This window comes from Duganella aceris, assembly GCF_011090165.1.
Taxonomy (GTDB): domain Bacteria; phylum Pseudomonadota; class Gammaproteobacteria; order Burkholderiales; family Burkholderiaceae_D; genus Rugamonas; species Rugamonas aceris.
Genome location: NZ_JAADJT010000002.1, coordinates 471959 through 485055, shown reverse-complemented (window position 1 = coordinate 485055; position 13097 = coordinate 471959). Strand labels below are relative to the sequence as shown.

General features: G+C 65.6%; 12 protein-coding genes. 8 read left to right on the top strand and 4 right to left on the bottom strand.

The genetic code is table 11. The annotated features are described in order from the left end of the window. Positions 1–3: 3 nt before the first annotated feature. Positions 4–1317 carry a M16 family metallopeptidase gene (locus tag GW587_RS06695; RefSeq protein ID WP_166100181.1) on the bottom strand — a complete coding sequence of 438 codons (1314 nt, stop codon included), beginning with the start codon at positions 1315–1317 and terminating at the stop codon, positions 4–6. A gap of 119 nt (positions 1318–1436) precedes the next feature. Between GW587_RS06695 and GW587_RS06690 the strand changes: the two genes are divergently transcribed. The 3 genes from GW587_RS06690 to GW587_RS06680 are packed head-to-tail and all read left to right on the top strand — an operon-like array spanning position 1437 to position 3283. Then, complete coding sequence (locus GW587_RS06690; RefSeq protein WP_166100178.1) at positions 1437–1913, top strand: acyl-CoA thioesterase; 477 nt, start codon at positions 1437–1439, stop codon at positions 1911–1913. Continuing rightward, positions 1913–2998 carry an alpha/beta hydrolase gene (locus tag GW587_RS06685; RefSeq protein ID WP_166100494.1) on the top strand — a complete coding sequence of 362 codons (1086 nt, stop codon included), beginning with the start codon at positions 1913–1915 and terminating at the stop codon, positions 2996–2998. Before GW587_RS06690 ends, GW587_RS06685 begins: the two co-directional genes overlap by 1 nt. 9 nt (positions 2999–3007) lie before the next feature. Continuing rightward, the gene (locus tag GW587_RS06680) at positions 3008–3283 is read left to right on the top strand and encodes a KTSC domain-containing protein (RefSeq protein WP_166100175.1); all 276 of its coding nucleotides are present in this window, start codon (positions 3008–3010) and stop codon (positions 3281–3283) included. Here the strand turns inward: GW587_RS06680 and GW587_RS06675 are convergent. Beyond that, positions 3280–4713 (bottom strand): serine hydrolase domain-containing protein, encoded by a 1434-nt coding sequence (locus tag GW587_RS06675; protein ID WP_166100173.1) that lies wholly within the window; start codon positions 4711–4713, stop codon positions 3280–3282. The two genes, GW587_RS06680 and GW587_RS06675, sit on opposite strands and share 4 nt — an antisense overlap. A 147-nt stretch (positions 4714–4860) precedes the next feature. Here GW587_RS06675 and GW587_RS06670 point away from each other — a divergent pair, with 147 nt between their 5' ends. Next, positions 4861–5427, top strand: coding sequence for an SET domain-containing protein (locus GW587_RS06670; protein WP_166100171.1), 567 nt, complete (start codon positions 4861–4863; stop codon positions 5425–5427). Between the two features lie 7 nt (positions 5428–5434). On the opposite strand, the gene GW587_RS06665 is transcribed toward GW587_RS06670, so the two are convergent. Beyond that, positions 5435–8278, bottom strand: a complete 2844-nt coding sequence (locus GW587_RS06665; protein ID WP_166100169.1) for a bifunctional diguanylate cyclase/phosphodiesterase — start codon at positions 8276–8278, stop codon at positions 5435–5437. A 107-nt stretch (positions 8279–8385) separates the two neighbouring features. Continuing rightward, the gene (locus GW587_RS06660; protein WP_229259317.1) at positions 8386–9129 is read right to left on the bottom strand and encodes a spermine/spermidine synthase domain-containing protein; all 744 of its coding nucleotides are present in this window, start codon (positions 9127–9129) and stop codon (positions 8386–8388) included. Positions 9130–9256: 127 nt separating this feature from the next. Between GW587_RS06660 and GW587_RS06655 the strand changes: the two genes are divergently transcribed. The 4 genes from GW587_RS06655 (at position 9257) to GW587_RS06640 (ending at position 13066) form a co-directional block, all read left to right on the top strand. After that, entirely contained in the window at positions 9257–9532 is a 276-nt protein-coding gene (locus GW587_RS06655) for a hypothetical protein (protein ID WP_166100167.1), read from the top strand. A 13-nt stretch (positions 9533–9545) separates the two neighbouring features. After that, positions 9546–10718, top strand: coding sequence for a GGDEF domain-containing protein (locus GW587_RS06650; RefSeq protein WP_166100164.1), 1173 nt, complete (start codon positions 9546–9548; stop codon positions 10716–10718). 87 nt (positions 10719–10805) lie between these two features. Beyond that, entirely contained in the window at positions 10806–12260 is a 1455-nt protein-coding gene (locus GW587_RS06645) for a Ppx/GppA phosphatase family protein (RefSeq protein WP_166100162.1), read from the top strand. Between the two features lie 17 nt (positions 12261–12277). Further along, positions 12278–13066, top strand: coding sequence for a substrate-binding periplasmic protein (locus GW587_RS06640; RefSeq protein ID WP_166100159.1), 789 nt, complete (start codon positions 12278–12280; stop codon positions 13064–13066). Positions 13067–13097: the final 31 nt, after the last annotated feature.

The following is a 13097-nucleotide window of genomic DNA, read 5'->3' as shown; positions in this document are numbered from 1 at the left end:
GGATCAATCCTCCTTCGCGGCCAGCACGCCGACGGTGCGCTGCGATTTTTTCAGGTATTTGGCGGCCACGGCCTGGATGTCGGCCGGCGTCAGTTTCTCGTATTGGGCGGGGGCGTCGAACATCTTCTTGTAGTCGCCGAAGAACACTTCGTAGTTGCCCAGCTGCTGCGCCTTGCCGTTGATGGTTTCCTGCTCGCGGTACAGATTGACCAGTTTCTGGTTCTTGACCTTCTGCAGCTCCTCGGCGCCGACGCCATTTTTCACCACCTCGTCCAGCGCCGCCAGCAGCGCCTTCTCCAGCTGCGCCGGTTCGACCTTGGCGGCGGCCACGGCGGACACGTACAGCAGGCCCGGATCGAAGCCGTCCAAGCTGCTCGCGCCGACCTGGGTCGCCAGTTGCCGCTCCACCAGCGCCTTGTACAGGCGCGAGGTCTTGCCGTCGGCCAGCAGGCTTTGCAGCACTTCCAGCGCGTAATAGTCGGGATTGTTGGCGGCCGGGATCTTGTAGGCGACCACCAGGTTGGCCGAGGTCGCCGACTCCTTGGCGACGAAGACGCGGCGTTCGCCCTTTTGCTCAGGCTCGACGGTGCGCACCGCCGGCGGCAGCGGCCGCTTCGGGATGGCGCCGAAATATTTCGTGGCCAGTTGCTTCACCTCGGCCGCCTTGACGTCGCCGACGATCACCGACACCGCGTTGTTCGGCGCGTAATAGGTCTTGAAGTAGGTTTCCAGGTCTTGCTGGGTCCAGGCCTTGATGTCGGACTCGTTGCCGATCACCGACCACGAATACGGATGGGCGCTGTAGGCGACGCTGTTGATCTCTTCGCGCAGTACGCGCATGTTGGAGTTTTCCAGGCCGGTGCTGCGCTCGGACAGCACCACGCCGCGTTCGCTGGCGACCATCTTCGGATCGATCGTCAAGTGGGCGATGCGGTCGCTCTCCAGCTTGAAGATGGTCTCCAGCGACGCGGCCGGGAACCAGTCCTGGTACACGGTCAGGTCGGTGCTGGTGTAGGCGTTGTTGGAGCCGCCCTTGGCTTCCATGGTGCGGTCGAACATTTTCGGGCCGTAGTTCCTGGAGCCGTTGAACATCATGTGCTCGAAGAAGTGCGACAGTCCGGTGATGCCGGGCGCTTCATTGCGCGAGCCGACTTTCCAGAAGGTGTACATATTGGCGTTGGGGATGGTGCTCGATTCCAGCACGATGAACTTCATGCCGTTGGGCAGGGTGAAGGTCTGGACTTGATCGGCCGTGACGGCCTGCGCGGCGGCGGCCATGCCGAGCATGATGCCGGCGGCCAGGGCTTTCCATTTCATGAACGCTCCTCGTAGAAGTAAGCGCAAAGCATACGACAAACTCCAAGTTTCCAGATAACTATTTGCGAATGCGAAGCTTAGCGGATAGCATGGTGTAAAACATCAATAAGGAGTTAGCAATGGAAAAACCGATGAGCTGGGTGGCCCACGAATTGAGCATGACGGTGTTGATGACGCCGGACATGGCCAACTTCTCCGGCAACGTTCACGGCGGTACGATCCTGAAGTATCTGGACAGCGTGGCCTACGCCTGCGCCAGCCGCTATTCGGGCAGCTATGTGGTGACGCTGTCGGTGGACCAGGTGATGTTCCTCCAGCCTATCCACGTGGGCGAACTGGTGACCTTCCTGGCGTCGATCAACTATACCGGCCGGACCTCGATGGAGGTCGGCATCCGCGTGGTGACGGAGAACATCCAGCAGCGGCTGGTGCGGCACGCCAACAGCTGCTATTTCACCATGGTGGCGGTGGACGAGGGCCGCAAGCCGGTCGAGGTGCCGGTGCTGGTGCCGGAAACCGACGAACAGAAGCAGCGCTGGGAACAGGCGCTGTTGCGCAAGCAGGCGCGGCAGATGGTGCACGGCTCGCGCAAGTGATGAAGCGGGCGGCGATACATCTCGCGCTGTTCGCCGCCTGCGTCGGCACGGCGGCGGTCGCGCTGGCGGCCGAACCGTCCGGGCGCGAGATCGTCGCCGACGTGTCCCGCATCGTCGCTCCCAACGGCGTGCAGGAAAATTTCAAGCTGCGCATCGGCGGCATCGACCAGTGGATCTACACGCGCGGCCAGGATCGCGCCAATCCGGTGCTGCTGTTCGTCCACGGCGGCCCGGCCTCGCCCAGCGCGCCGACCATGTGGCTGTACCAGCGGCCGCTGGAGGAATACTTCACCGTGGTCAACTACGACCAGCGCGGCGCCGGCAAGACTTATCTGGACAACGACGTCGAGGCGGTGCGCCCGACGCTGCGCATAGACCGCTTCGTCGACGATGCGGTGGAGATCGCGCAGGCGGTGTCCAAGCGTTACGGCAAGCGCAAGGTGATCCTGGTCGGCCACAGCTGGGGCACGGTGGTCGGCATGCGCGCGGTGCTGGCGCGGCCGGAGCTGTTCCACGCCTACGTCGGCATCGGCCAGGTGATCAGCATGCTGGACAATGAAAAGCTCAGCTTCGATTTCGCCATGGCGCAGGCGCGCAAGGGCAACAACGCCAAGGCGGTCAAGGAACTGGAGTCGATTGCGCCGTATCCGGGCAACACGCCGATCACCCGCGAGCGTATCATTGTCGAGCGCACCTGGGCCCAGCACTACGGCGGGCTGGCCGCGTATCGCGGCGACTTCGGCTACTATTTCAACGCGCCGCTGCTGTCGCCGGAGTACGACGCGCGCGCGGTGAAGGCGATCGACCAGGGCAGCCTGTTGACGCTGGAGCGGGTGTTGAAGGAATGGCTGGAGGTGGACTTCAAGCCGGTGGACAGTTTCCCGGTGCCGGTGGTGATGTTCATGGGACGGCACGACTACACCACGCCGTCGCAGCCGACGGCCGAGTGGCTGTCCAAAGTGCGCGCGCCGTACAAGCGCGCGGTGTGGTTCGAGAATTCCTCGCACCTGGTACAGTTCGAGGAGCCGGGCAAGACGCTGGTGAGCCTGCTGGACTATGTGCGGCCGCTGGCCAAGGACGACTAAGGAGCTGACATGGAAATGAAGAAAGTCAACGCAGGCAAGCTGCGCGCCATCGGCTACGATCCGCGCGAGCGCATGTTGCGGGTCGAATTCGACGACGGCAAAGCCATCGATTATTCCGGCGTCGGCACCGAGGTGTGGCGCAAGCTGTCGACGTCGGGCGCGGCGTGGAGCTACTACCGTGACAATATCGAAGACGAGTTCAGCGGCGTCAAGGGCGTGGTGCGCAAACCCACCACGCGCGCCGAGCTGGAGGATTTGTTCAAGGCACCCGGAGGCGAAGCCTAGCTGCCCGGCGCCAGGATGTTCAGGCGTTCGGCCGCGTTGCGGTTTTGCGGATTGAGCTCCAGCGAGCGCCGGTAATGCCGGATCGCCAGCGCGGTGGCATGGTCGGCCTCATGGGCTTCGGCCAGGCTGTCATGGGCGTTGGCATTATCGGGGTAGAGCCGCGCCGCCAGGTCCAGCACCACCACGGCCGCTTTGTTCTCATGCCTGGCCAGCAAGCGATAGCCCCAGCTGTTGAGGTCGTTCTGCGACGGCTGGGAGACTGCGTGCCGCGCCATCACCTGTTGTAGTTTTCGGTCGATCTCGCCGTAGCCGGATTGCTCGATGAGCTGGCGCAGGCGATAAATCGCATACGCGCCGCCGTTGATTTTCCTGAGCTCCGGCAGATACAGCCCCGCCACCGCGTCGATCAGCTGTTCCGGCTGCGCGCCGGCGAGGTTGGTCAGGATGATGATCGCCAGGTCGTCGTCCGGATAGACATAGAACGCCGAGCGGGCGCCGCCGATGCCGGCCACGGCGCGATGCGCGTCGCGCCGGATGGCCGGCCAGCCCAGCGCCCACGGCGCGGGCTTGCCGTCCGAAAACGTGGTCGGCAGCCACAACCGGCGCAGGCTGTCCGGCGTGAGCAAGCGCCCTTGCTGCAGGGCCGCGATCCATTTGCCGAGGTCCAGCACGTTGCTGTTGATGCCGGCGCCGGCGCGCGTATAGACCGGGAAATCCTCGATCACGTTTGTGAGCGTCTTGCCGTCGCCGGCCAGGCGGTAGGAGTTGGCCTTGTTCTTGATGACGTCCAGGGTGTCGCCGAAGCTGCTGTTGGGCATGCCGACCGCGTCGAATTGCCGCCGCTGGATGAATTGCAGGAAGGGCTCGCCGCTTTGCCGCGCGATGATTTTCTCCAGCACCACATAGTTGGTCTGGTTGTAGCTGAAGCGCTGGCCGGGCGCGGATTCCATCGGCAGCGCCTGCACCGCTTTCCAAGCCGCGTCGGCGCCGCCCGGCAGCAGGTTCGAGGTGGCCGGATCGATGATGTCGGGCAGGCCGGAGGTATGGGCGAGCAGTTGCGTGACGGTGATGGCTTGCCACGCGGCGGGCAGGTTATCCAGATAGCGCGAGGCGGGCGCCTGCAGATCGAGCTTGCCCTGTTCCGCCAATTGCATGACGGCGACGCCGGTGAACGATTTGGTGGCGGAGTTGATCGAGAACACGCTGTCGGCGCCGACCGGGACGCCATACTGGATGCTGGCGGTGCCGAACGTCCGTGACAGCACCGGCTTGCCATGCCGGATGACGGCGATCTGTAGCCCGGGGATCCGGCGCTCCGCCATTTCGCTGCGGATGAATTCCGCCACCGCTTGCTCCGGGCTGGCCGGCGCGGCGGTGGCCAGCGCGTTGACGAGGGCGAAGAAAAATCCGAGTGCGCTGATAGACTTCATGGGCTGCCCTTTGTGATGGTGGGGGCAAGTCTAGTTTATGTAGAAAAAATAGTCTAGATGTATTTCCTTGACCAAACGCGCGCGTGCGGATTGAATGATGGAGGTGGCTGTGGTCTAATCAAAAAACCTTCGACCACATTGCCCACCATGCCCAGCGCCAGCCCATCAGAAATCCAGCAAGTCCCAGACCAACAGCCCGCGTACCGCGTCGAGCGTTCGACGGTGCACGGCAGCGGCGTGTTCGCGCGGCGCGATATCGCCGTCAGCGAATGCGTGGTCGAGTACACCGGCCGCGAGATCACCTGGGACGAGGCGCAGGCGCGCGCGGCCAGGCAGAACGGGCCGCACAACCACACCTTCTTCTTCAGCCTGGCGAACGGCAACGTCGTCGACGGCGGCGACCACGGCAACGATTCGCGCTTCATCAACCACTCCTGCGAACCGAATTGCGAGGCGATCGAGGAAGACGGCCGCATCTTCATCTACGCGCTACATGACATCAAGGCCGGCGAGGAACTGAGCTATTCCTATCCGCTGATCTACGAGGGCCGCCACACCCCGGCCATCAAGCGCGAGTTCGCCTGCCGCTGCGGCGCGCCGACCTGCAGCGGCACCATGCTAGCGCCAAAGAAACGCAAGCGCGCGCCGAAATCCGCTGCCGGCTTCGTTCCGCCGGTCCCGGCCGCCGAGACGGCGCACCGGCCGCCGGCCTAGACGCCGATCACACCAGCGCCGGCTGCAAGCTCTTGCCGTCGATTAGCATGCGCTCGAACTCGATCGGCGGCACCGGCGGACTGAAGTAGTAGCCCTGGATTTCGTCGCAGCCGTTGCGCCGCAGGTAGTCGAGCTGGGCCGCCGTCTCGACGCCTTCGGCGATGACGCGCAGTTTGAGGTTGTGCGCCAGCGCGATGATCGACACCACGATGGCGGCCTCGTCGCCTTCGCCGATGTCGCTGATGAAGGAGCGGTCGATCTTCAGCACGTCGATCGGGAAGCGGCGCAGGTAGGAGAAGCTGGAATAGCCGGTGCCGAAGTCGTCGATCGACAGCGCCAGGCCCAGCGCCTTCAGCTTGTGCAGCAGCTCCACCGCCAGCGCCACGTCGTTCATGAACAAGCCCTCGGTCAGCTCGATCTCCAGGCAGGACGGCGGCAGGCCGGTCTCGCGCAGCACCTCGGCGATCGCGGCCAGCAGCTTGGGCTCGCTGAACTGGCGCGGCGACAGGTTGACCGCGATCCGCAGCACGCCGTGGCCCGCGTCCTGCCAGGCCTTGGCCTGGGCGCAGGCGGTGCGCAGCACCCAGGCGCCGATCGGCACGATCAGGCCGGTTTCCTCGGCCAGGCCGATGAAGCGGCCCGGCGCGACCATGCCCAGCTCCGGATGCTGCCAGCGGATCAGCGCCTCCATGCCGACCACGCGGCCGCTCTGCAGATCCAGCTGCGGCTGGTAGTGCAGCACGAACTCGTCGCGCTCCAGCGCGTTGCGCAGCGCGCTTTCGATGCGCACCCGCTCCAGCGCTTCCTCGTTCATCGCCGGCTGGTAGAACTGGGTGTTGTTGCGGCCCATCTTCTTGGCGCGGTACATGGCGATGTCGGCATGCTCGATCAGGCGCTGCGCCGGCGTGCCGTCCGGGTCGTAGACGGCGACGCCGATCGAACAGGTGACGAAGAATTCCTTCCCCTCCAGCAGTACCGGCTGCGCCACGGCGCGCATGATGCGTTGCGTGACCTCGTGCGACAGCGCCGCGTCCGGATACTCGGCCAGGATGGCGACGAATTCGTCGCCCGACAGCCGCGCCACCGTGTCGCTCTCGCGCACGCTGTCCTGCAGCCGCTGCGCCACGGTTTTCAACAGCAGATCGCCGGCCTTGTGGCCGAGGCTGTCGTTGACGAACTTGAAGCGGTCGAGGTCGATCAGCATCACCCACAGCGGATTGCCGCTGCGGTTGGCGTAGGCGGCGGCCTGCGTCAGCCGGTCCTGCAGCAGCACCCGGTTGGGCAGGCCGGTCAGCACGTCGTGGTGGGCGATGTGGTGGATGCGCTGCTCGGACAGCTTGCGCTCGGTGATCTCGCTGCCGGTGCCGCGATAGCCGCGGAACACCCCGGCGTGGTCGAACACCGGCTCGCCGCTGGTGCTGAACCAGTGAGTCTGGCCGTCGCTGCCGGGCAGCGCGTATTCCAGGTTGGTGAAGGGCAGGTGGGCCTCCAGCATGGCGACGTGGTCGCGGCCCCAGCGCGTGTTCCACAACTCGGGGTGCAGCGCCCAGCGGGTCTTGCCGATGAACCGTTCCGGATCCTGCTTGCCCTTGTCGAAAAAGCCGCCGGTGATGTTGGTGAAGCGGAACTCCTCGTCCTGTTCCCAGTACCAGTCGGACGACAGCGCCAGCAGGCGGCGGAAGCGGTGCTCGCTTTCCTGCAACGCCAGCTCGGTTTGCTTGCGCGCGGCCACGTCCTGGTTCAGTTGCTCGTTGCTGCGTTGCAGGTCGAGCGTGCGCTCGTCCACCAGCCGCTGCACCCGCACCGAGCGGCGCGCCAGCGAGTTGACGAAGGCCGCCGTCAGCAACGAGAACAGCAGGCCGCCGATCAGCGTCGATAGCGAGCCGAGGTGCTCGCTCAGGAAGGGGCGCGGCAGCGGCGTCACCTGCACGTGCCAGGACTTGCCGGCGGCGCTGAAGGTGCTGGTGTAGAGGTCGTGGTAATCGAAGGCCAGCCAGCGCTGCAGCGCCTTGTCGGCGGCCGGTTCGCCGCTGTCCCGGCCCTGGCTGTAGACCAGGTTGTCGGGCCGCACGTCGTCGCCGATGTAGACCCGCAGCACCAGTTGATGGTCGTCGAGCAGATCGGCGCCGAGCAGGATCTTGTGCACCAGGTCGGTCGAGCGGATCACCGCGCTGGTGTTGCCGATCCATGCCGCGCGCCGCTGCGCCGCCGTCGCGGTGTCGGCGCCCGGGCGGTAAACCGGCATCATCAGCACGAAACCTTTCTGTTTCGCGCGCTCCTGGATCAGGCGCAGCAACGGCGTGGCGCGGGTCTGGCCGGCGGCGACGCCTTCGTTGATGGTCTTGATCATGGCCGGGATCGATCCCACGTCCAGCCCGAAGGCGGCTTCGTTGCCCGCCAGCGGTTCCAGGTAATCGACCACCACGTGCAGCGGACGCGGCGGCGCCGGCCGGTTGTCGGCGTCGTGCAGGCGGTAGCCGGGGAAGCGGGTCCGCATCGCGGCCTCGAAGCGGCGCGCCTCGGGCTCGTCCATGACGCGGTGGAAATTGAAAGCCTGCACGAAGGGATAGCGCGCCAGCAGCGGCCGGGTGAAGTCGCCGAACTGCTCGCGGCCGACCACGCCGACCGATTTGAACAGGTCGTTGAGGATGGTGACCAGTTCCAGCGTGTCGTCCAGGCCGCGATGGATGGCGGCGGCGCGCATGTGGGCGCGCTGCTGGAAGCTCAGCTCCATCTTGCCGTACTCCAGCGCACTGACGGCGACGAACAGCATCGAGGTGACCGCGCAGCCGGTCGCCAGCGTCAGGATGGCCGCCAGCGATATCTTGGATGACTTGCGGGAACGCGCCATTGCGATTTCCGGAGGGCGGGGGATGGTTCTAGTGTGTCACAAAAAATGCCGTGGCGACAGATTTTGTCCCGGACCATTTGCTAAATTGCCACATGCTAGCCTGTTTCCTAAACCGCCATGCCCCAGCGCAGCTTGAGCACGATCCAGTGCGCCCACAAGCGATTCATCAGCGCCAGCGGCAGGCCGTGGCCGCGCGCCAGTTTGCGCTGCATGGCCAGCGCCGGGGAGGGCGCGCCGCCCTTGACCGCGAACAGGATGCGGTTGTTGCCGGCGATGCCGTGGAACCAGCAGATGCGGCCCTCGAACGCCAGCCGCAGCCGCTTCAGCATGGCGCCGTAGTGCGGGTCGTAGCTGAAGATATTGGTCGCCATCACCCCGCCCGGACGCAGCGCGCGCCGGCAGTCGGCGTAGAAGGCGGCGCTGCCCAGCGCCGGCGGCAAGCCTTGGTCGTCGAAGCCGTCGACCAGCAGCACGTCGGCGCTGCCCTTGAGCCGCGCCATGTAGTCGGCGGCGTCGGCCTGGATGATGCGGAAGCGGGCGCTGTCGCGCGGGATGGCGAACTGCTCGCGCAGCGCGATCACGTCGGCGCGAAGTTCCAGCACGGTGATGCGGCTGTGCGGCAGGTAGCGGTGGCAGAACTTGGCCAGCGAGCCGCCACCCAGGCCGACCATGACGATGTGTTCCGGCTTCGGATGGAACAGCACGAAGCACATCATGGCGCGTGCGTAGCTGAGCACCAGATCGTCCGGGCGCGACAGCCGCATCTCGCTCTGCACCATGCCGGGCTGGAATTCGAGCAGGCGCTTGTCGCCGTGGGTGCGTACCTGGGGACGATGGATAGGCTGGGTCAAGATGGGGCGCTTGTGGATTTGGCGGATCAATTTATAGTAGCATGCCGCCCGTTGCATTTACAGACGGAAAAATAGTAGGTACATTGGCGTTAGCACAGGCCAGCCGGCCGACTTGGAGAGAGAGAAGATGTTTTTAGACCACCCTACGCTTACCGCCACCAACAGCTTGACCGAACCCGACCGCCTGGAGCGCCTGACCCGCGTCTACGGTTACGTGGTGGCGCTGGCCGACGTCGCCGGCAATCCGACGTTCATCGAGAAGTTCAGCCAGATGCACGACCACAAGGGCACGCTGATCGTGTTCTGGCACGATGCCCCGACCGATGAAGAGAAGGCCTTCTTCAGCCGCGCCTGGGCCAGCAAGATGGGCGACGGCAGCAGCAACGTCGAACACGAGGTCTGACCCGACCCCGGTCATGGATATAAAAACCCTGGTACTGGCGCTGGCGCTGGGCAATCTGAGCCTGTGCGCGGCGCTGTTCTTTTATCAGAGCGAGGTCCGCAGCAGCGGCCACGCCACCTGGACCACCGCCAAGCAGTGCCAGGCCGTGGCCTGGGCCCTGCTGTACCTGCGCGGCACGCTGCCGGATTTCCTGACCATTCCCCTTGCCAACGCCATCCTGCTCACCGGTTTCGCGCTGGACGCGTCCGCGCTGTGGGAGCAGGCCGGCCGCCGCGTCTGGCGGCGCTACCTGCTGCCGGTGCTGGGCATGGCGATCGGCGTCTATAGCGGCGCCTGGCTGCTGGGCTTGCCCGCCGCCGAGCGCATCGCCATCGCCTCGGTCGCGGCCGGATTGTTTTTCGTGGCCGGCGCCGCCGCGTTGGGCCGCAGCTGGTCGGCCGGCAGCATGCTGCGTCGTTATCTGGTGCTGGCGATGCTGGCGCTGGCGTTGGTGGTGGCCGCGCGCGGCGTGCTGACGGCGCTGTTGCAGGACGGACAGGGCTGGGGCTGGCTCAGCATCGAGCTGATCCAGGGCGCCGGCCTCGCCGCGCTATATTTGATGATGCTGAGTAATGCCTTCGGCTATCTGTTGTTGTCGCGCGAGCAGTCGCAGGGCGAGCTGGCGCGGCTGGAGGTGGTCGACGCGCTGACCGACGTGCCGAACCGGCGCGGCTTCTACAACGCGCTGACGCCGTGGATCGCGCTGGCGCGCCGGCCCGGCATGCCGACCGCGCTGATCATCCTCAATCTCGACCATTTCAAGCGGGTCAACGACAATTACGGCCATCCGGTGGGCGATCTGGTGCTGAAGGCGATGGTCGACGTCTGCAAGAAGCAGCTGCGCGACTCGGACCTGATGGGCCGCCTCGGCGGCGCCGAATTCGCCATCCAGCTGCCGCGTACCTCGCAGGAGGATGCGCTGATGGTGGCGGAGCGCATCCGCAACGCCGTCGCCGCGCTGCCGGTCAAGGCGGAAAAGGCGGTCATCAACATGACGGCCAGCCTGGGCGTGACCACCATCCGCGCCGACGACAGCACCGTGAGCCTGTTCAAACGCGCCGACGAGGCGCTGCAGGAGGCCAAACAGGCCGGCCGCAACCGCGTGGTGGAGGCCTCGCAGGCCGCCGCCGGAGCACTGGAAATCTGATACGTCATGAAGGTGTCACATTCGACGCCTATCGTGCCTTATAATGAGCTAAATCGTTTAGTTTGATTTTTCCGGGGCCTTCCATATATGTACGCAGCAGTAGATCTGGGTTCCAACAGTTTTCGCCTCCACGTCGGCAAGCACGACGGGGAGGCCATACGCGTGCTGAAAAGCGTGCGCGAACCGATACGCCTGGCCGCCGGGCTGGATGACAAGGGCAACCTGACGCCGGCCGCGATGCAGACCGCGCTGGCCTGCCTGAAGAATTTCCGCGCCGTGCTGGGCGCCTACAAGCTGGATGCGGTGCGGGTGGTCGCCACGTCGGCCATGCGCGTGGCGCGCAATTCCGCCGCCTTCCTGCCGGAGGCCGAACTGGCGATCGGCTATCCGATCGAAATCATCTCCGGCGAGGAGGAGGGGCGGCTGATCTATATGGGCGTGGCCAACGCGGTGGCGCTGCCCGGCGAGCGCCGGCTGGTGATCGACATCGGCGGCGGCTCGACCGAGCTGATACTCGGCCGCGGCCAGGAAATCGAGCGGGTCGAGTCGTTCAGCGTCGGCACGGTCAAGCAAAGCCTGTCGTTCTTCGTCGGCGGCCGGGTCGACGGGCCGTCGTTCGAGGCGGCCATCCTGTCGGCGCGCAGCCATTTCGAGGACGCCGCGCCGCCGTATCACCCGCAGTTCTGGAAGCAGTGCTACGGCTCCTCCGGCACCGCGCGCACCATCGCCGACATCATCATCAAGAACGGCATCGGGCGCGAGGTCAACGCGGCGACGCTGGAGGCGCTCAAGCAGCGCTTCATCGAATTCGGCCATGTCGGCAAGATCGACATGCCGGGCCTGCGCCCGGACCGCGCCAGCACCATCATCGGTGGCCTGGCGATCCTGATCGGCCTGGTGCGCGAGCTGGGCATCCCGCTGGTGCAGCCGATCGAGGCCGGCCTGCGCATGGGCGTGATGTGGGACCTGCACCTGCGCTCGACCAAGCGCGATCGCCGCGAGCAGTCGGTGCAGGCCTGCCTGGAGACCTTCCACGTCGACCAGCGCCGCGCCAACCGCGTCGCCGACGACGCGCTGGCGCTGTACGCGCAGACCAAGCCGGCCTCCGACCAGTACAGTCGCCATCTGTACTGGAGCGCGCTGCTGCACGAGGTGGGCATGGTGGTGTCGCACACCGGCTATCACAAGCACGCCGCCTACATGATCGAGAACGCCGACCTGCCGGGATTCACCGCGCGCGAGCAGAAGACCATGAGCCGGCTGGTGATGGCGCACAAGGGCAACCTGCGCAAGGTGGGCGAGGTGTTGTCCGAGCCGGATTTCGTCAAGGCCGTGGTGGCGCTGCGGCTGGCGGTGCTGTTCATGCACTCGCGGCTGGACGTCGATTTTTCGCAGCTCAAGCTGCGCATGAAGAACCGCATCGAGCTGGAGATCCGGCGCGATTGGGTGGCCGACCATCCGACCCTGTCCTATTGGCTGGAGAAGGAACAGGAGCAGTGGGATGAAGTGGGTGTAGACTTCAGCATCCGCACCAGCGGCTAATCTACCGGAGACGTTCGATGGACGACAGGATCAAAGGCCGCTGCGCTTGCGTATTGCTTGCCCTGTCGTTGCCGCTGGCCGCGCCCGCGGCCGCCGCGCCGCCGGTGGACAACGTGCGCCTCTGCTTCGAGGCCCAGGACGTGCCGCCGTGGCGCACCGAAAAGGGCGGCGGCCTGAATTTCGCGCTGCTGAAGATGGTCGAGCAGCGGCTCGACATCCACTTCGATTACCAGAGCATTCCCTGGAAGCGCTGCCTGGCGCAGCTCAAGGCCAACGAGGTCGACGGCGCCTTTGCCGTCAGCTACAAGCCGGACCGGCGCGAGCTGGGCGAGTATCCGGGCGGCGAGCAGGTCGATGCCTCCAAGCGCATGCACATCGACCGCTATGTGGTGATCCGCAAAAAAGGCGCCAAGGTCGATTGGGACGGCAAGTCGTTCCACAACCTGGACGGCGCCATCGGCTTCCAGCTGGGTTATTCGGTGGGCGACGTGCTGCGGGCGCAGAACGTCGAGGTGGACGAGGGCAGCCAGCGCGCCGATGAACTGGCGCGCAAGCTGATCGCCGGACGCCTGGCCGCCGCCGCCGTGGGCGGCAGCGACGCCAAGAACCTGATGCGCGGCCCGCTGGCGCCGCAACTGGAGCAGCTGCCGATTCCCATCATCGAGAAGCCATATTTCCTGATCCTGTCGCACGCGATGGTGGCATCCAAGCCGCAGCTGGCGGGGCGCATCTGGCGCGCGATCGAGGAGGTGCGCAACAGCGCGGCCTACAAGAAAATCGAACTCGCCGAAGGAGGCGGACATTAACGCTCTGGCGCGACTGCGCAGCGCATGGCGG